Source organism: Sandarakinorhabdus limnophila DSM 17366 (assembly GCF_000420765.1).
GTDB classification, from domain to species: domain Bacteria; phylum Pseudomonadota; class Alphaproteobacteria; order Sphingomonadales; family Sphingomonadaceae; genus Sandarakinorhabdus; species Sandarakinorhabdus limnophila.
In genome coordinates, this window is the sequence record NZ_ATVO01000004.1 from 60,324 (window position 1) to 79,098 (window position 18,775).

The following is an 18,775-nucleotide window of genomic DNA, read 5'->3' on the forward strand; positions in this document are numbered from 1 at the left end:
GCCACGCGATGGCCACGGTTTATGGAAGCCGAGTGAACGAAATCCCGGACAACACCCCCGAATATAGCGTCAGCGAGATCGCCGGCGCGCTGAAGCGCACGGTGGAGACCGCCTTTGGCCAGGTGCGCGTGCGCGGCGAGCTTTCGGGATTCCGCCGCCAATCCAGCGGCCACTGGTATGGCAGCCTGAAGGACGAACGCGCCCTGATCGATCTCGCCATGTGGCGCGGGCCGGCGGCAAACCTCTCTTTCCGCCCGGAAGACGGCCTGGAAGTCATCGTCACCGGCAAGCTCACCACCTATCCCGGCCGCTCCAAATATCAGCTGATCGTCGAATCGATGGAGCCGGCCGGCGTCGGCGCGCTGCTCGCCCAGATCGAGGCGCGGCGGCTGAAACTGCAAGCCGAAGGCCTGTTCGATCCGGCGCGCAAGAAGCAGTTGCCGTGGCTACCCGGTACCATTGGCGTCGTCACCAGCCCCACCGGCGCCGTGATTCGCGACATTCTGCACCGTCTGGCCGATCGCTTCCCGCGCCGCGTGCTGGTGTGGCCGGTGGCAGTGCAGGGCGAAGGCAGCGCCGCGCAGGTCGCCAATGCCATCGCCGGCTTCAACGCTATTCCTGCTGGCGGGCCGATTCCGCGCCCCGATCTGATCATCGTCGCGCGCGGCGGCGGCTCCATCGAGGATCTGGCCGCCTTCAATGAGGAAAATGTCGTGCGCGCCGCTGCCGCCAGCCAGATCCCGCTGATCAGCGCGGTCGGGCATGAGACGGACACGACGCTGATCGATTATGCGTCGGATTGGCGCGCGCCCACACCCACCGCAGCCGCGGAACGCGCCGTGCCGGTGCGTGCCGAGTTGGCCGCCTCCATCGCCATGATGGCCGGGCGGCTCGATGCCGGCGTGGTGCGCGGCTGGAAACAGCGCCGCGAACGCAGTGTCGGCCTCGCCCGCCGGCTGCCGCAACCCAGGAACCTGATCGGGCTGGTGGCACAGCGCATCGACGATCTTGCCGAACGCCTGCCCAATGCGCTCAACGCCCGCGCCGCCCAAGTGGCCTTGCGCCTGAACAACGCCGGCACCCGCCTGCGCCCGGCGCTGCTCACCGCCCGCCTGGAGCGCAGCAGCGAACGGCTGGCCGGCGCCTCGGCGCGGTTGGCCCCGGCGCTGGCCCGGCCATTGAATGCGGATGCACAGAAACTCACCTGCATCGGCGCCGGCCTGCGGCCGTTCCTGATCGAATCGCGGCTGGGCACGGCGTCCGCCCGGCTGGCACAGGCGACACGCATGCTGGACAGTCTCAGCCCGCTCGCGGTTTTGGCCCGCGGCTACGCCATTGTCACCGGCCCGGATGGCCATGTCGTGGCGTCGGCCAGCGCCGCTGCGGCAAAGCCAAGCTTGACGATCCGCTTCGCAGATGGCGAAACGCCGGTCTTCACCCAACCTGTCCCGCCACAGGGGAGTCTGTTCTGATGCTCGATCGTTTCGGCCGACCGGCCCGCCTGCTCTATGAATCGGGCAGCTATCGCATCGTCGAAGCCGGCGATCATGTGCTGTGCGCCGTCACCGGCCAGCGCATCAACCTGGCGTCCCTGCGTTACTGGAGCCACGAGCTGCAGGAAGCCTATTTCAGCGCCGATGTTGCCAGCAAGCGTTACGCCGAAATGCGCGCGAAGGGCATGTTTCCCGCGTGATGCGCCATCTGGCCTTGCCGGTTCTGGTGGCAACCGCCGCCATCACTGGTGCGGCCGCGCCGTTGCCGCTGGCCGTCGCCCAGCCGCTCACGGCCGTGCAGGGCCAGTTGCTGATCACTGCGCTGCCTGCGGGCAGCCATGATCTGCGACTGGATGGGCAACCGGTGCATCTGGATGGCGATGGCCGTTTCATGCTGGGTGTGGACCGCGATTTTACCGGCACCAAGGCGTTGGAGTGGGTGACGAAGGATGGCCGCAGTGCCCGCCGTGATCTGGTGGTGACGGGCCGTGAGTGGGTGATCGATCGCTTGCCCGCCCGCCTCAATCCACCGGCCGACCCCAACGCGCCGCGCAACCTGGAATATGAAGCACGGCGCGAGGCCGAGGTGGCGCAGGTGAAGGCTGCCCGCGCCGAAACCTCGCCCTGGCCATTCTGGCGCGCGCCCTTCCAGTGGCCGGCCACGGGGCGCATCTCCACGCATTTTGGCGCGCAGCGCGTCTATGGCGACATCCCGGCCAGCTATCACGGCGGCATGGACATCGCCGCCCCGCACGGCACGCCGGTGAAAGCGCCCATCCCCGGCGTGGTGCGGCTGGCGGCCGGGCCGTTCATGCTGGAAGGCAATCTGATCATCATCGATCATGGCCGCGGGCTGTTCTCGGCAATGATGCACCTCTCCAAGCTGGAGGTGAAACCCGGTGACATCGTGGCGCAAGGCCAGGTGATCGGCCGCATCGGCTCCACCGGGCGTTCCACCGGGCCCCATTTGCACTGGGGCATGACCTGGCATGGCGTGAAGGTTGATCCCGAAGCGTTGCTGCCGCCGATGCCCGCGAAGGACGCGACGGGGCGCTAAGCCTTACTCCACCACGCGCTTCACCCGCACCGCCAGCTGGCCATCCACATTGGCGAGATAGCTGCCCATCGCCGCGCGGCGGATGCGGATCTTCATGCCCGGCTTGGGATCGCGGCGGAAACCGATGGCATCGGTCTGCAGCCAGATGCTGCCATCATCCAGCACGAAACGCCAGCCGGCGGTGCGGCTGGGCCGGGCGGCGGTGATGGTCGCCTCGATCTCGGTCAGGGCGCCGCGTTCGTCCTTTTTCTCGCCTTCGGCCACTTCGTCCTTGTCGGCGCCGAACAGGTTGAAACTGGGCAGCGCCAGACCGAACAGGCCGCGCCGCGCCTTCTTCACCTCTTCCTTGTCGGCCACCAGCACGTCGCGATTTTCCACCGCGCCGGCCAGGGCGGCCACGCCGGCATCAAGGCAGGCCAGCCGTGCCGTCGCATCGGTGAGCGCGCGGCAGTCGAGCAATTTCTGCACCACCGCCGGCGGGGCCTGCTTCGGCTTGTCGGCAGCAGCAGCGGGGGCGGCAATCAGCAGCAGGGCGAGCGGGGCAATGCGCATGGGTGAACCTCGTATCTCTCTGCGACCTTTGATACGCCATCGCGGCATTGCCGCCAACTGGCTTGCCGCTGCGCGCGGGGCAGGCCATGACAGGCGAAACGGAGGGGACATCATGAAATACGCCGCATTCAGCCTGCTGCTGGCCGCCGCTGCCACGGCACAGACACCCACGATGCAGCCCGATATCGCCGCCCCGTTCAACGCGGTGACACCGGCGGCCGATTATATCCGGCGCGAAGTGATGCTCCCGATGCGCGATGGGGTGAAACTCTACACGGTGATCGTGATGAAGAAGGGCACGGCCAATGGCCCGATCCTGCTGACCCGTACGGTGTACAACGCCGGCAAGAACACCTCGCGCAATCCCAGCCAGTCCATCACCGAGATCTTGCCGATAAGCGATGCCGAATTCGTCACCGATGGCTATATCCGCGTCTATCAGGATGTGCGCGGCCGCAACAAATCCGAAGGCGATTATGTGATCACCCGGCCGCTGAAAGGCCCGCTGAACAACACCGCCACCGATCACAGCACCGATGCGTATGACACGATCGACTGGCTGGTGAAGAATGTGCCGGAAACCAACGGCCGCGTTGCCATCACCGGATCGTCTTACCCCGGTTTCACCAGCCTGATGGCGCTGGTCGATCCGCACCCGGCGTTGAAGGCCGCCGTGCCGATGTCCCCCATGGTCGATGGCTGGATGGGCGACGACTGGTTCCACAACGGCGCCTTCCGCCAGACCATGCTGGATTATTTCACAGGGCAGACCGCGACCAAGAACGACGAAGACCCGGTCGCCATGGGCCACCGCGATTATTATGCCGAGTTCCTCAGCGCCGGATCGGTGGGCGGCTATATCGCCCGCTATGGCCTCGATACGCTGCCCGGCGTGAAGAAACTGATGGAGCACCCATCGTACGACAGTTGGTGGCAGGGCCAGGCGCTCGACAAGATATTGGGTGCCCGCCCGCTGACGGTGCCGACCATGCTGGTGGTGGGCCAGTGGGACCAGGAAGACAGCTATGGCGCTCCGGCCGTCTATCGCGCGCTGGAACCCAAGGACACCGGCAACAAGCTGCTGTCCCTCGTCATCGGGCCATGGCGGCATTCGGGCGTGAATTATGATGGTTCGTCGCTGGGCGTGCTGAAGTTTGCTGGCGACACCGGCCTGCAATTCCGCCGCGACGTGATGAAGCCGTTCCTCGATTCCCATGTGAAGACCGGTGCGCCGGCCTTCGACACGCCGCCGGTGCTGACCTATGCCGTGAATGCCGACAAATGGCAGCGTCACGATCGCTTCCCGGCGGGCGAGACGGTGAATCTCTATCTTGATGACCGCTTCAGCCTGTCGTTGACCGCGCCGGCCGCCAAGGCGGCGCACGATGATTATGTCTCCGATCCGGCCCACCCGGTGCCGTTCGTGCCGGTGCCCGTGAACGTGCGCGACCGCACGGTGTGGGGGCCGTGGCTGGTGAGCGACCAGCGCCATGCCAGTGTGCGCCCCGATGTCGTCACCTATGTCTCCCAGCCGCTGAAGGCACCGCTGCAGATCCATGGCCAGCCGGAGGCCAATCTGTTCGCCAGCACATCCGGCACCGACAGTGATTGGGTGGTGAAGCTGATCGACGTCTTCCCCGAGGAAAATAGCGCCCAGCCTGAACAGGCCGGCCTGCAGCTCGGCATCGGCATGGAGATTTTCCGCGGCCGCTATGTGAAGAGCTTTGAAAAGCCGGAACCGCTCACTCCCGGCAAGGCCGAGCGCTACCGCTTCCTGCTGCCCGGCGTGAACCATGTGATCCCGGCCGGCCACCGGCTGATGGTGCAGGTGCAATCAAGCTGGTTCCCGCTCTATGACCGCAACCCGCAGAAATTCGTGCCCAACATCTTCACCGCGTCTCTGCAAGACTATCAAAAGGCGACGCAGGGCGTGTGGCGCGATACACAGCGGCCCAGCCACATCGCCATTCCGGTGGTGGGCGGTGCTGCTGCCGCCCGTGCTGCCCTGAACAACTGAAAGAAAAAACAATGTTGACCATTTATCCAATCACCACCCTTGCGCTCGTGCTGGCGCTGATCGTCTATTTCGCCCTGTCGGTGAATGTCGGCCGCGCCCGCGCCACCTGGAACGTGCCGGCGCCGCAAGCCAGCGGCCACCCGGAGTTCGACAAGCGTTACCGCGTGCAGATGAACACGCTGGAGCAACTGGCGCTGTTCGTGCCGGGCGTGATTGTCGGCGCGCCGGTGCTGGGCGATCTTGTCGCCGGCGGCCTTGCCCTGCTGTGGAGCGTGGGCCGCATCGTCTTTGCCAGCGCCTATTACACGGATCCGGCCAAGCGCGGGCCGGGCTTCGGCCTCACCCTGCTGCCCAGCCTGGTGCTGTTGCTGGCCGGTGCCTGGGGCGCGATCTCCGCGCTAATCTGAAAACGCCAACCGGCCCGGCATCCATCGGAATGCCGGGCCGGAGGGGTACTGTGCCGGGCGGGAGAGTTGCCCGGCACAGGAGAGCTCAGAAGCGCCAGCCGACGCCGACGCCGATGATCAGCGGGTTGATATCGGCCCTGAGGTTGTTGACCAACGCGCCGGTGGTCAGCCGGGCATTGGTGTCCATGTCGACATATTTCACGTCGAGGTTGAGGAACATCTTCTCGCTGATGTCGAAATCGACGCCGGCCTGCAGCGCGAAGCTGAAGCTGTTGGAGAGGTTCACGTTGGTGGCACCGATGGCGGTGTTGAGCTGGGCCGAAGCCTTCTCGTTGTAGAACATCGTCCAGTTCACGCCGGCGCCCACGTAAGGGTGAATCTTGCCTTCCGGCGCGAAGTGATATTGCAGCGTCAGCGTGGGCGGCAGCACCCAGGTGCAGGCCAGCCGGCCGACGCCCGCAAGGCTGCCGCCGCCTTCCACGCAATGCTTGGTGGTCGCCGCGATCAGTTCGACGCCGATATGATCGGTCAGCATGTAGGTGAAATCGATTTCCGGCGCATAGGCATTGGTGATGCTGCCGCTGCTGGTCGGGAAGGTGGGCAGCACGGGGCCGACCTTTTCCTGCGGCTGCACGGTGATGGCGCGCAGCCGCACCAGAAAATCGCCCTGCGCGGCTGCGGCCGGGCCGGCGGCCAGCACAAGCGCAACAATGGCAGCGGCAGTCTTCAACTTGGTCATCATGTTCGTTCCTGTTGTCGTGATGACCGCCTTGTGGCGAAGCGTGCGGCTCTTCTCTTTGATCTGGCTCAACAAATGCCTAAGGGTGATTGCGTATCGGGTTTCCCCCTAGCACCGCAAATGTGAGGGCTGGCGAAGCCGCCAGCGCCCTGTCAGGCTCGGCCAAAATCAGGGGAGAAACGATGATGGGTACACTCACCGGCCGCGTTGCCTTTGTCACCGGCGCCGCCAGCGGCATCGGCCGCGCTTGCGCCGTCCAGCTGGCAGCTGAAGGCGCCATCGTCTTCGTCACCGATATCGATGCCGAAGGCGGCCGCAAGACGGTGGAACTGATCGAAGTCGCCGGCGGCCAGGCGACGTTTCGCGGCCAGGACGTGACCGAAGAGCCGCGCTGGGCCGAACTCGTCAATCGCGTCATGGATCTCTATGGCCGGCTCGATATCCTGGTGAACAACGCCGGCATCGGCACCTCCGGCCTGATCACCGATGTGACGCTGGAACAGTGGAACCGGCAGATGGACATCAATGTCACCAGCTGCTTCCTCGGCACCAAGCACGCGCTGCCGGCGATGCGCAGCCCGCGGCCCGATGGCCATGTTGGCGGCTCGATCATCAACATCTCCTCGGTGGCCGGGCTCGGTGGTTCGGCCGGCATGTCGGCCTATTGCGCCAGCAAGGGCGCAGTGCGGCTGCTCAGCAAAGCCGTCGCCATGGAATGTGCGGCCATGAAGGACGGCATCCGCTGCAACAGCGTGCACCCCGGCATCATCGACACGCCGATCTGGCAAAAGATCGACACGTCAGGCGCGCTCTCCGCCGCGCTGGCCACTGCCAGCCAGCCGGGGGCCAATGCCATCGATGTCGATGCCGTCGGTGCCGGCGCCCCGGTCGGCTTTGCCGGCAAGCCTGAAGATATCGCGGCCGGCGTGGTGTTCCTTGCCAGCGATGCCAGCCGTTACATGACAGGTTCGGAACTGGTGATCGACGGCGGGTGGACAGCGCACTGAGCGCCGGCGGGCTGCGGGTTACGGTGTGACCCGCAGCACCTTGCCCGCATCATCGTCCGTCGTCAGCCACACCGCGCCATCAGGGGCCACCCGCACATCGCGGATGCGGGCCTTGATCGACGGGAAAATGCGTTCCTGCCGCACCACCCGACCGTCGGCATCCACATCCAGCCGCCGCACCTCCTTGTTCACCAGCGCGCCAACGATCAGATCGCCCGCCCAGGCCGGCCATAGCGCGCCGCGATAGACGGCTAGGCCGGACGGCGCGATCGACGGCACCCACACGGCACGGCCATCGATCATGCCGGGATAGGTCTGGAACGGGCTGATGGTCGCGCCGCTGTAATCCAGGCCCTTGGTCGCCACCGGCCAGCCGTAATTGCCACCCTTTTGGATCAAATTCAGCTCATCACCGCCCTGCGGCCCGTGTTCATGCGCCCACAGATGGCCATTGGCTGGATCAACCGCAAGCCCTTGTGGATTGCGGTGGCCATAGCTCCAGATATGGGGCTGCGCGCCGGCCTTGCCCACAAACGGATTGCCCGCCAGCGGGCGGCCATCATCGGCCATGCGCATGATCTTGCCCAGGCCAGATTGCAGCCGTTGCGCCTGCTCGCGATAGTCGAAACCGTCGCCGGTGGTCAGCACCAGGCTGCCATCGGGCAGGAAGGCCATGCGCCCGCCAAAATGCACCGGCGTATCCTTGGCCGGGCTGACCTGGAAGATGAGCTTGGCCTCCACCAGCCGATCCCCGTCCAGCCGGGCGCGGGTAACGCGGGTGAAGTTGGCCCCCTTCTCTCCGGCGGCATAGCTGAGGTAAATCAAGCCATTATCGGCAAACTTCGGGTGCAGCACCACGTCGAACAGCCCGCCCTGGCTGGCCAACCGCACCGCTGGCACGCCGGCAATCGCCCGCTTCTGACCGCCGGCGCCGAGCCGCCACAGCCGCCCGGCGCGTTCCGTCACAAGCACATCACCTGCCGGCAAAAACGCAAGGCTCCACGGGTGATCCAGCCCGCTGGCCATCACCTGCACCTGCTCCGCCTGCGCCGCGCCAGCCGTTAAGAGGCCATGCATGGTCGCAGCAAGAGTTATTAACAACTTTTTCAGTTTGATTGCCATTTTCGCCGAATCAACCCTTCCCTCGCGATGCCATCATGGAGTAAGAAGCGACAACGAACAGGAAAAAAACAACATGGCATCCCTCAAGGACCTGTTGCGTACTGCCCCGGCCTGGTCCGCCGCGGTCCTCACCACCACCGCCATCGCCAGCATGATTCAAAGCTGGCAGGTGCAATCCGGCCTGCTCGATCTGGGGGTGAAAATCCCTGCCGGTCTGGCGCTGGAAACGGCGGGCCGCGATTTTGCCGGCCTGTTGCTGCCGTTGCTGGCGGTGTTCGGCTTTGCCCTTCTGGTCGCCTTCAGTCTCGCGCACTGGCTGAAGCCGCGCCTGCCGCTGCTGGCGCCCATCGCCTGGCCGCTGGCCGGCGGCCTTGCCATCGGGGCCGTGCTGATGGCCATGCACGCCCAGTTCCAGATGACCCCCCTGGCCGGCGCACGCGGCATGGATGGCTTCATCCTGTTCTGCCTCGCTGGCAGCATCGGCGGCTTTGTCTTTGGCTGGCTCAAACCGCGCTGAACGCCACTTCCGCAACATCCCTACTTGTGTTGCCATAAAGCCACACCATATCCTCCGGTGAACAGGAGGACCATCCGCCCATGAACATCGAAAAATTCTCCGATCGCGCCAAGGGGTTCCTGCAATCGGCGCAAACGGTTGCAATCCGCAACAACCACCAGCGCGTGGCGCCCGAACATGTGCTGAAAGCCCTGCTGGAAGATGAGCAGGGCCATGCCTCAGGCCTGATCAAGGCCGCTGGCGGCACGCCCGCCACCGCTCTGCAACTCACCGATCAGGCGCTGGCCAAGATCGCCCAGGTATCGGGCAGCGGCGCGCAAAGCCTGGCGTGGGACAATGATACGGTGCGCGTGCTCGATTCCGCTGAACAGGTGGCGGTGAAGGCCGGCGACAGCGTTGTTACCGTCGAACGGCTGCTGGTTGCGCTGGCGCTGGCCACCACTACCGAAGCCGGCAAGGCGCTGAAGGGCGCCGGCGTCACCCCGCAGGCGCTGAACGAAGCCATCAACGCCGTCCGCAAGGGCCGCACGGCCGACAGCGCTGGCGCCGAAGACAGTTTTGATGCGCTGAAGAAATACGCCCGTGATCTCACCGAAGCCGCCCGCGCCGGCAAGCTTGATCCCGTCATCGGCCGCGATGAGGAAATCCGCCGCACCATCCAGGTGCTCGCCCGCCGCACCAAGAACAACCCGGTGCTGATCGGTGAACCCGGCGTGGGCAAGACCGCGATCGCCGAAGGCTTGGCCCTGCGCATCGCCAATGGCGACGTGCCCGATGGCCTGAAAGACAAGCGCTTGATGTCGCTGGACATGGGCGCGCTGATCGCTGGCGCCAAATATCGCGGCGAGTTCGAAGAGCGGCTGAAAGGCGTGCTCGACGAAGTGCGCGCCGAAGGCAGCGATGTCGTGCTGTTCATCGATGAAATGCACACCCTCGTTGGTGCCGGCAAGGCGGAAGGCGCGATGGACGCCTCCAACCTGCTCAAGCCCGCCCTGGCCCGCGGTGAACTGCATTGCATCGGCGCCACCACGCTGGAAGAATATCGCAAGCATGTGGAGAAGGACGCCGCGCTGGAACGCCGCTTCCAGCCCGTCCTTGTTGGCGAACCGACGGTGGAAGACACGATCTCCATCCTGCGCGGCCTGAAGGAGAAATACGAGCTCCACCACGGCGTACGCATCACCGATGGTGCCATCGTGGCTGCGGCAACGCTCTCCAACCGCTACATCGCGGACCGGTTCCTGCCCGATAAGGCCATCGACCTGATGGACGAAGCCGCATCGCGCCTGCGCATGGAGGTGGAGTCCAAGCCCGAAGAGATCGAGGCGCTCGACCGCCGCATCATCCAGCTGAAGATCGAAGCCGCTGCGCTGTCCCGCGAAACCGATGCCGCGTCCAAGGAGCGGCTGGTGGCCCTGAACGAGGAACTGGCGGGCCTTGAAGAGGAATCCGGCGCGCTCACGCTCAGGTGGCAGGCCGAGAAGGAAAAACTGGCCGGCGCCACCCGCATCAAGGAGCAACTGGACGCCGCCCGCATTGAGGTGGAACAGGCCCAGCGCGGCGGCGATTATGCCAAGGCCGGCGAGCTGACCTACAGCCGCATCCCGGAACTGGAACGCCAGCTCGCCGAAGCCGAGCAGGTGACCCAGGCCGCGATGGTGCGCGAGGAAGTGACCGGCGATGATATCGCCGCGGTCGTCTCCCGCTGGACCGGCATCCCGGTGGACCGGATGCTGGAAGGCGAGCGCGACAAGCTGATGAAGATGGAGAGCATCCTCTCCGCCCAGGTGATCGGCCAGGCCGCCGCCGTGAAGGCGGTTTCCAGCGCCGTGCGCCGCGCCCGCGCCGGCCTGCAGGACCCGAACCGGCCCTTGGGCAGCTTCCTGTTCCTCGGGCCCACGGGCGTGGGCAAGACCGAGCTGACCAAGGCACTGGCGCAATTCCTGTTCGATGATCCGCGCGCCATGGTGCGGTTGGACATGAGCGAGTTCATGGAAAAGCACAGCGTCGCCCGCCTGATCGGCGCGCCTCCCGGCTATGTCGGCTATGAAGAAGGCGGCGTGCTGACCGAAGCCGTGCGGCGGCGGCCCTATCAGGTGGTGTTGTTCGACGAAGTGGAAAAGGCCCACGGTGACGTGTTCAACGTGCTGCTGCAGGTGCTCGATGACGGCCGGCTGACCGATGGCCAGGGCCGCACGGTGGATTTCACCAACACGCTGATCATCCTCACATCGAACCTTGGCAGCCAGTATATCGCCGCCCTGCCCGATGGTGCGCCAATCAGCGAGGCCGAACCGCAGGTGATGGAAGTGGTGCGCGGGCATTTCCGCCCCGAGTTCCTCAACCGGCTCGATGAAATCGAGCTGTTCCAGCGGCTTGGCCAGGAAGTGATGGCGCCAATCGTCGATATCCAAGTCAGCCGCGTGCAGGCCCTGCTGAAGGACCGCAAGGTGACGCTGGACCTGACCGATGCTGCCCGCCGCTGGCTGGCGCGGGTCGGCTATGATCCGGTCTACGGCGCGCGCCCGCTGAAGCGCACCGTGCAGAAGCATCTGCAGGACCCGCTGGCCGAATTGATCCTGGCCGGCCAGGTGCCGGATGGCAGCACGGTGAAAGTGGACGAAGGCGACGGGAAGCTGGTGCTGGTGGCGGGCTAGAATCCCGCCACCACCTGCAGCAGCGCCTGCCGGCCCACCGGACCGGCAGCGCTGCCTGCATCGCCGGCATTGCTGACACTGGCCACGAGGCGCACGCGGTCGCCGATCTGCCGCTCCACGCTCACATCCAGTCCGCCGGCCAGCGCCGTGCGGGTCCGCCAGCCGGCACTCACCGCCCACGGGCCCGTCTCCAGCGTCGCCCGCAGCAGGCTCGCAAAGCGCGGCACCGGCAGCGGCGTGAACGCCGCCTGGTCGTGATGCGTGGCCAGCGCCGATAGCGCCAGTTGCGCGCCCTCGCTCACCCGCCCACGCCAACTGGCCGACACATCCCACGCCTGCACCCGCGCCGCGCCCTGTGACTGCCAGCGGCGATCAACCGTGAGCGCAAAGCCCGGCACGAAGGCCGGCGTGGCGATCATCCCGACGCTGCGGCTCATCCCGCTCAACGTCGCGAAATCATCCACGCCGCGCGCCACCTGCCCGCGCAAGGCAATGCCGGGAAATGCCTCCCAGCGCCCGCCCGCCTGCCACAGCGTTTCGGATTTGCCGGCCAACCATGCCTGCCGCACGCCCAGAGTCGCCACCAGATTCTCGGCGGCCGGCTTGTCCTGCAGCAACGGCACGGCGGCTTCGGCAAACAGCTCCCGCGCCCGCACCACGCCCGCCCCCAGCCGCAGCCGACGCCACTCCGCGCCGGCGGCGAGGCTGATCGGCTCGGCCGCGCCCGGCAGGATCAGGCCAGTCGGCCCACTCACCACGCCGCGCGCCTGCGCCAGCCAGCTGCTGGCCCCCGCCGCCGCCTGCTGGCCACCCGTGGACACCGCCAGCCGCCACTGCCAGCGCGTGCCACCCGCAAGCCCCAGCGCCACATCATGCCAATCAGCACGGGTTGCACCCTCTGTCCGCCGGGCAAACATCCCCCGGCCCCAGAGTTGGACATCGCCAACATCCTGTTGGAAGCGCCCGGCCAGATGCCAGCGATCCTGATCCGTGGCACCGCCGGGCAGCGCGCCGCCGTGCGTATAGCCGCCGCCCACCCAGCCGGACTCGTTGCCCAATTGCAGATCAACCAGGCCAATGCCCTGCCCAGACTGGCCGCCACCGGCCGTCAGCAGCCGGCCACCGCCGCCCACAGGCGCAAATAAAAGCTCCACCGCGCCGCTCAGCGCGCCAGCGCCCTGTGCCACACCGGCCGCACCAGCAGACAGTCGCGCGCTGTCGATCAGGCCCAACGGCAGCAGGGTCAGGTCCACCACGCCGCTTGCCGCCGGTGCCAGCCGCAGGCCATCCAGCGTCACCAGCGTGCCGGGCAGGCCAGACACGATCAGACCCCGCCCTGCACTGCGCAGCCACGGCCAGTCGCCAACGGCCTCCCCGGTCAGCACGGCGCCGCGGCGGCGCAGCGTTTCGGCTGAAAGCCGTTGCTCGCTCACAACCGACGGAGCGTCACCATTCTGGCTGGTAAGGGGCAGCTCCATTCAGGCCTGATCGGGGGTGTAGGCCGCCACCGTTTCAAACATGACGGTCAACGCCTGGCGTTCGGCCTCGGTCAGTTCCGGGCGCCACACCTCAAACAGCAATATGGCCCGCGGCGCATCACTGTCGTTCCAGGCTTCATGCTCGATCGAATCGTCGAACAGCAGCACCTCGCCGGCGCGCACGTCGCGGGTTTCAGCGCCCACCCGCAGGCGGCAGCCATCGGGCACGATCAGCGGCAGATGGCAGATCAGCCGCGTGTTCAGCATGCCGTTGTGCGGCGGGATATTGGTGTGCGGCGCCAGGATCGAAAACAGCGCCATCGGTGCCGTGCCGGCAATGCGCGGCAAGGGCGCCTGGGCCAGCGCCGCCATGGTGGCGGGGCAGCGGGCGGCATGGTCGGCGATGGGCAAGCCATTGCGGAACAAGTGAAATGCGCTCCAGCGGGCATCAGCCAGCAGGGCGTGGCCCTTGTTGGGGCGATCGGGATCGGCCTCCACATAAGGCGCGATGCCGGCACCGTGGGCCATCACCGCTTCGGCTTCGGCGCGGATGGCCGGCAATGCGGCGGCCAGCGCGGCAGTCCAGGCGAAATCCGCCGGATCATAGAAGGGGATCTGCGGGAGCCGCGGATAATAGAAGCTGGTGGGCTGCTGCAGATAGGGCTGGCTGCGGCCCGATACGATTTGCAAGGCTTCGCCAAAGCGCGGGCCAGCGTTGGCCGGATCAACCCCGGCGTCGCCCAGCGCCCCCATCATTTCGGCTTCAAACCGGGCAAAGGCGGCCTCACGGGTGGCGGCGGCGCGGTTCAGACGGGCGATCAGATCGGGCGGCAACTGCCGGCCCTGGGCGGCGTTGAGCGCGCGTTCGTACCAGGCGATGGCAGCGCGATCATTGCCGCTGCGGGTCTGGACCTCACCGGCCATCACCAGGGCATAGGGATTGGCCGGATCGAGTTCCACCACCCGCGCCACATGCGCCAACACGGCGGCGCGATCATCCAGCATGTCGCACGCCTGCGCCAGCCACAGCCAGATCTGCAGGGTGGCGCGGCCGCTGGCAACGATGGTTTCAAACGCCCGACGCGCCGCCTTGCCATCGCCTGCCTGCAAGGCCGCGATGCCGGCCTGGGCAGTGCGTTCCAGTGCGGCCTTTTCAGGATCGTTCATGGCAAGGCGCCATCACTGGCTGCCGGGACGGCTCATGGTCGAGTTGTTGAGATCTCGCGCGAATTGCTGATTGGTATCCTGCACATAGGCCCATTGCTGGCGGGTCAGGCAAGTGCGCTTGGCCTTGACCAAACTACCGGTTTCCTTCTCGCGCTTGCAAATGATTTCCTTGCTCTTGTCCACCGGCGCAGCAGCAGTCGGCGCTGCTTCAGGTGTCTGGGCCGCAGCCGGCGCTACCGCCGCGGCAGCAAGAAGCAGGGCAAAGCAATGACGAACCATGATGACGTGTCCTTCGCGATCGGTTGACGGGGCCGGTGGAGGGATTGCACTTTCCGGGGCAGCACGTCAAATCGGCAATGTGTCCACCATCGCTTCAAATCCCGTCTGGCTGCCGCATCGTTATGATCCGCAGCACGATGCCATCCACTTTCGGCAAACGCCGCGCGCCGCGCATGGCACCGCCACCTTTCTGACCGACGAGTATCTGGGCGAGGCCAAGCCCACGATCATTGCCCGGACCGCAGCATTGGCCCAGGCTGGCACGCCGGCACCCTTGCGCTTTATCCTGCACAGCGCCTTTTGCTGTTCCACGCTGCTGGCACGGGCATTTGATGCACCGGGGCTGGCCATGGGCCTGAAGGAGCCCGTGATCCTGAACGATCTGATCGGCTGGCAATTGCGCGGCGGCGACGGGCGCCAAATCGCCAATGTCCTGGATAGCAGCCTGGCCTTGCTGGCCCGACCATTTGCACCCGGCGAGGCGGTGGTGATCAAACCAAGCAACGTGTGCAACGCCATGGCGCCCCTGATCCTGCAGTTGCGCCCCGACGCCCGGGCGCTGCTGCTCTATGCGCCGCTGCCGGTGTTCCTCGGTTCGGTGGCGCGCAAGGGCATGGATGGCCGGATCTGGGTGCGCGATCTGCTGCTGAAGCAACTGAAGCAGGGCCTGCACAGCTTTGGCTTCAGCGGCGAGGATTATCTGGGGCAGACCGATTTGCAGATCGCCGCCATGGGCTGGCTGGCGCAGCATGCGTTGTTCGCGCGGCTGGCGGCGCAGTTCGGCAACCAGGTGACAACGCTGGGTTCCGAATTGCTGCTGGCCCAGCCCGCGGCGGCGATGACGGCCCTGTGCCGCTTCTTCGACGTGCAGCTGGACGTGCAAACCGTTGTTTCCGGACCGATCTTTGGCCGGCACAGCAAGTTCGGCCAGGCCTTTACCACCGACGATCGCACCGCCGAGCGTGCAGCCGAAGCGGCCCACGCCGACGAGATTGCCAAGGTGGCCATCTGGGCGGAAGCCGTGGCCAGGGCCGCCGGCGTGCAGATGCAGTTGCCGCGCCCGCTGCTTGGCTAAACACCGCCGTCAGCAACGGCCGGAACTTTCGCTTCGCAATATTTCAAACAGCAAAAAGGGCGGGTGTTGCCACTCGCCCTTTCGCATTTCCACCCGTGCGGGTGACGCCGCTTAGAAGCGGACGTTCACCTGCATCGTGTAACGGCGGCCCAGCGCGTCGTAGGTCGACGGGAAGGTGTTGCCGCTGTTGAACGAGGTCGAACCGGCCGCAGCACCAACCAAAGGCGGCTTGGTGTCGAACAGGTTGCTGACCGTCACAATCAGGGTGATGTTGTCCAGGATGTTGAAGCGGCCGGTCAGATCGAAGTAATCATAGGCACGGATCTGACGGAAGGCCGGGAAGAACGGCGTGTCATCACCGAAGAAGCCGTTGGCAGCGGTCGGCGCTGCCGCATTCAGCGGCTCCTGGATCACCTTGTCGATGTGGCGCCACAGCAGCGACACGTCGAAGTTTTCGAAGCCCAGGGTCGTGCGCAGCGAGGTCTGCCACTTCGGCTGGATCGAACCGGTGAACGAGCAGTTCGGGCTGTAGTAGCCGACGCACTCACGGTTGACTGAGGTCGGCGTGGCCTGGAACTGCGAACGGAAGGTGTAGTTGAAGTTGCCGCTCACACCCAGCTTGGCGAAGCCAAGATCGGTCGAGTAGGTCAGGTTCACATCCAGACCGTCGGTCTTCAGACGACCCAGGTTCGACAGCGGACGCGGCAGACCCAACGATTCACCGTCAAACGAGCCAGACAGCGGGTCACGGCGGATGGCCGTGCAAGCCGCGCTGGTGGCGCTGGCGGCCGTGATGCTGCCGAAGCAGGCAGCGATCGCATCGCCCGGCAGCGGGCTGGTGATCGCGTCCGTCACGCTGATGTTGTAGTAATCGACCGTGAGGGCGAGGCCCGGCACGAAGGACGGCTGGAACACCGCACCCAGGGTCCAGGTGTTTGCCTTTTCCGGCCGCGCGTTGGGGTTGCCGCCGCCATAAGCGTTGGCCTGGCCCGCAGCCGGCTGATCGATCTGGCCGATGATGCCCGGAGCAGCGCCCTGCGCAATGCAGACCGCACGCAGGTTGGCGTTGGTCGTCGGAGCGGCGCCAGCGCACGGATCAGTGCCCAGGTTGGTCAGACCGCGCGAAACCGGCGAGAAGAGTTCGCCGATGTTCGGGGCGCGGACAGCGCGGCTGTAGTTACCACGGACCTTGAAGCCCTGGGCCATTTCCCAGGTACCGCCGGCCTTCCAGGTGAAGGCGTCGAACGACGGGTTGCCCGGCGCAGCGACTTCATAGGACGAATAACGCGCACCGGCTTCGAGGGTGAGGTTTTCGAAGAAGGGCTTGCCTTCAAGGATCGGGGCGATGACTTCGCCGAAGACTTCCTTGACGTTGTAGCCACCTTCGACGCGCGGGGTCGGGCCACCGCCGCCGCCCAGAGCGCCACGCTCCGAGAAGTCGTCCGGCAACACGGCAGCGCCGTAATCGCGATACTCTGCACCGACAGCGAAGCCGATTGCTTCAGCATCACCGAAGCTGACACCCAGATCACCCGACAGCAGCGCACGAACCTGAGTCAGGCTGGAGGTGCGGCGATCGGTGGAGTCTGCCGAGATGAAGCGCGCCATCGCCGGCGTGATCGAGCCGGCCGGGCCGTAGACGTTCAACGGAACGCAGGCCACGTTGCCGCTGAGGCAGGTGTTCGGGTTGGTGGCCTGAAGGGCTTCCAGCACGCGATCGTTGATCAGGTAACCAGTGGCGCGGGCGATGTTTTCGCTCTGGCCGTAGGAGGCGGACACGTCCCAATCGATCGTGTTGGTCAGCTTGCCGCGCAGGCCGGCGGTGTAATCGAACAGCGTGGTGGTGTATTCGCTGTCACGCGTGCCGGCTTCGACGGTACGGCGGCTGAGCAGGGTGGTCACTTCGCGGTATTTGGGATCGGCCTTGGTCGTTGCAGTCGCTGCAGCGGCGCACTCGGTCGGCGTAAAGCGCGGCGTGTAAAGGCCGGAGGCCACCGAGCTGGTGTTGAAGGCGCAATACTGGTTGCGGATCGCAGTCGGCAGGAACGGGTTCGAAATCGGCAGAACAACCGTCTGCGAGAACAGGCCCGACGGCGCGATGATCGTGCGCACGGTGTTCTTGGAGAACATACCGCGGGCATAAACCTCGATATTGTCGGTGATCTCGTAGTTCGCCTTGGCGAAGAGGTTGAAACGCTGGAACGGCGTCTGGAAGATGTTGAACGGGTTGAAGTTGAAATCCTGATAGAACGGAACAGCCGTGCGGCTATCGGGCGACAGCTGGCCGTTGCCGAGGTTGGCCACAGCCGGGTTGGTGCTCGGCTGGCCAGTCAGAGGATCAATCGGACGCACGTTGCGGATGCGGGTCGGCACCGTCGTCGGCGAACCGCCGCCGGTGTTACCGCTGAAGGTATCGAAGCCGAGACGCGACACGTCGCGGTCGCCCTGAAACACCGGATCGGCCTTCTGGTAACCCACCGAGATCACGGCGTTACCCTTGCCGTCGGCAAAGTCGCCGCCGATGGTCAGGTCGGCGCGAATGCGATGGCCGTCGCCACGCTCGGTGAGCGAGTTCGAGACCTGCAGGTCCATGCCGGTGAAGTTCTTCTTGGTGACGAAGTTCACGACACCGGTGATGGCGTCGGCACCATAGGTGGTCACGGCGGCGCCGGTCAGCGCGTCAACGCGCTCGACGAGGGCCAGCGGGATGTTGTTCAAATCGACGACGCCGCCGAGGCCGGCAGGCGCGATGCGCTGGCCGTCGAGCAGGACGAGGTTGCGGTTGGTGCCGAGGCCGCGAAGATCGACGAAGCTGGCGCCGCCGTTGCCGTTGTTCACGGCCGAACCGATGCTCGGCACGAAGCCGGGGATTTCACGCAGCACTTCTTCGGCCACGTTGCTGCCGCGCAGCGCGATGGTCTCAGCCGAGGTCGTGACGATCGGCGATGCCGACACGAGGTTCGGGTTGCGGATCAGAGTACCGGTAACAACGATGGTGCCTTCTTCGGCAGCTTCGGTTTCAGCGGCGGCAGTGGCCGTCTGAGCGAGCGCCGGGCCGGCCATCAGGGCAAGAGCCAGCGTGGCGACGCTGGACGTCAGCGCGAGGCGCCGATGCGAATTGTTGAGTTGCGTCACGGTATGTTCCTTCTTCTGACCAAATTCCAAGGAAACCCTGCCTCGCCAAGAAAACATCCGCTCCCCTTTCGGT

16 protein-coding genes are annotated in these 18,775 nt (G+C 65.8%); 9 read left to right on the forward strand and 7 right to left on the reverse strand.

Translation table 11 applies throughout. The features are described 5' to 3' along the window. Positions 1-8 precede the first annotated feature (8 nt). From xseA to G566_RS15845, 3 genes are read left to right on the forward strand one after another with little or no spacing between them, the layout of a single operon-like run. Positions 9-1,472, forward strand: coding sequence for an exodeoxyribonuclease VII large subunit (gene xseA / locus G566_RS0103505; protein ID WP_084706738.1), 1,464 nt, complete (start codon positions 9-11; stop codon positions 1,470-1,472). Next, positions 1,472-1,693 carry a DUF2093 domain-containing protein gene (locus G566_RS0103510; protein ID WP_084706739.1) on the forward strand — a complete coding sequence of 74 codons (222 nt, stop codon included), beginning with the start codon at positions 1,472-1,474 and terminating at the stop codon, positions 1,691-1,693. The genes xseA and G566_RS0103510 overlap by 1 nt, the downstream gene beginning before the upstream one ends. Next, the gene (locus tag G566_RS15845) at positions 1,693-2,550 is read left to right on the forward strand and encodes a M23 family metallopeptidase (RefSeq protein WP_022679298.1); all 858 of its coding nucleotides are present in this window, start codon (positions 1,693-1,695) and stop codon (positions 2,548-2,550) included. Before G566_RS0103510 ends, G566_RS15845 begins: the two co-directional genes overlap by 1 nt. A 3-nt stretch (positions 2,551-2,553) precedes the next feature. Here G566_RS15845 and G566_RS0103520 read toward each other — a convergent pair whose 3' ends face one another. Next, the gene (locus tag G566_RS0103520; RefSeq protein ID WP_022679299.1) at positions 2,554-3,102 is read right to left on the reverse strand and encodes a hypothetical protein; all 549 of its coding nucleotides are present in this window, start codon (positions 3,100-3,102) and stop codon (positions 2,554-2,556) included. Positions 3,103-3,214: 112 nt separating this feature from the next. Between G566_RS0103520 and G566_RS0103525 the strand changes: the two genes are divergently transcribed. Beyond that, positions 3,215-5,119, forward strand: coding sequence for a CocE/NonD family hydrolase (locus G566_RS0103525; protein WP_040605379.1), 1,905 nt, complete (start codon positions 3,215-3,217; stop codon positions 5,117-5,119). 11 nt (positions 5,120-5,130) lie between these two features. Then, positions 5,131-5,526 (forward strand): MAPEG family protein, encoded by a 396-nt coding sequence (locus G566_RS0103530; protein WP_022679301.1) that lies wholly within the window; start codon positions 5,131-5,133, stop codon positions 5,524-5,526. A gap of 85 nt (positions 5,527-5,611) precedes the next feature. Here G566_RS0103530 and G566_RS0103535 read toward each other — a convergent pair whose 3' ends face one another. Further along, on the reverse strand, positions 5,612-6,268 hold the full coding sequence (locus tag G566_RS0103535; protein WP_029131212.1) for an OmpW/AlkL family protein: 657 nt from the start codon (positions 6,266-6,268) through the stop codon (positions 5,612-5,614). Between the two features lie 179 nt (positions 6,269-6,447). Between G566_RS0103535 and G566_RS0103540 the strand changes: the two genes are divergently transcribed. Beyond that, positions 6,448-7,272, forward strand: coding sequence for an SDR family NAD(P)-dependent oxidoreductase (locus G566_RS0103540; protein ID WP_029131213.1), 825 nt, complete (start codon positions 6,448-6,450; stop codon positions 7,270-7,272). 18 nt (positions 7,273-7,290) lie between these two features. Here G566_RS0103540 and G566_RS0103545 read toward each other — a convergent pair whose 3' ends face one another. Beyond that, positions 7,291-8,349, reverse strand: coding sequence for a PQQ-dependent sugar dehydrogenase (locus G566_RS0103545; protein WP_022679304.1), 1,059 nt, complete (start codon positions 8,347-8,349; stop codon positions 7,291-7,293). Between the two features lie 118 nt (positions 8,350-8,467). Here G566_RS0103545 and G566_RS0103550 point away from each other — a divergent pair, with 118 nt between their 5' ends. After that, entirely contained in the window at positions 8,468-8,911 is a 444-nt protein-coding gene (locus tag G566_RS0103550; protein WP_022679305.1) for a hypothetical protein, read from the forward strand. A gap of 80 nt (positions 8,912-8,991) precedes the next feature. Continuing rightward, positions 8,992-11,568 carry an ATP-dependent chaperone ClpB gene (gene clpB / locus G566_RS0103555; RefSeq protein WP_022679306.1) on the forward strand — a complete coding sequence of 859 codons (2,577 nt, stop codon included), beginning with the start codon at positions 8,992-8,994 and terminating at the stop codon, positions 11,566-11,568. Here clpB and G566_RS0103560 read toward each other — a convergent pair. From G566_RS0103560 to G566_RS0103570, 3 genes are read right to left on the reverse strand one after another with little or no spacing between them, the layout of a single operon-like run. After that, positions 11,565-13,046 (reverse strand): TonB-dependent receptor, encoded by a 1,482-nt coding sequence (locus tag G566_RS0103560; RefSeq protein WP_022679307.1) that lies wholly within the window; start codon positions 13,044-13,046, stop codon positions 11,565-11,567. The genes clpB and G566_RS0103560 overlap by 4 nt on opposite strands. Further along, complete coding sequence (locus G566_RS0103565) at positions 13,047-14,213, reverse strand: aspartyl/asparaginyl beta-hydroxylase domain-containing protein (protein WP_022679308.1); 1,167 nt, start codon at positions 14,211-14,213, stop codon at positions 13,047-13,049. It lies immediately after the preceding gene. Positions 14,214-14,225: 12 nt separating this feature from the next. Beyond that, positions 14,226-14,492 (reverse strand): hypothetical protein, encoded by a 267-nt coding sequence (locus tag G566_RS0103570; RefSeq protein ID WP_029131215.1) that lies wholly within the window; start codon positions 14,490-14,492, stop codon positions 14,226-14,228. A gap of 79 nt (positions 14,493-14,571) precedes the next feature. Between G566_RS0103570 and G566_RS0103575 the strand changes: the two genes are divergently transcribed. Then, positions 14,572-15,567, forward strand: coding sequence for a hypothetical protein (locus tag G566_RS0103575; protein ID WP_022679310.1), 996 nt, complete (start codon positions 14,572-14,574; stop codon positions 15,565-15,567). 111 nt (positions 15,568-15,678) lie between these two features. Here G566_RS0103575 and G566_RS0103580 read toward each other — a convergent pair whose 3' ends face one another. Beyond that, positions 15,679-18,702, reverse strand: coding sequence for a TonB-dependent receptor domain-containing protein (locus G566_RS0103580; RefSeq protein WP_040605397.1), 3,024 nt, complete (start codon positions 18,700-18,702; stop codon positions 15,679-15,681). Between the last annotated feature and the right edge of the window lie 73 nt (positions 18,703-18,775).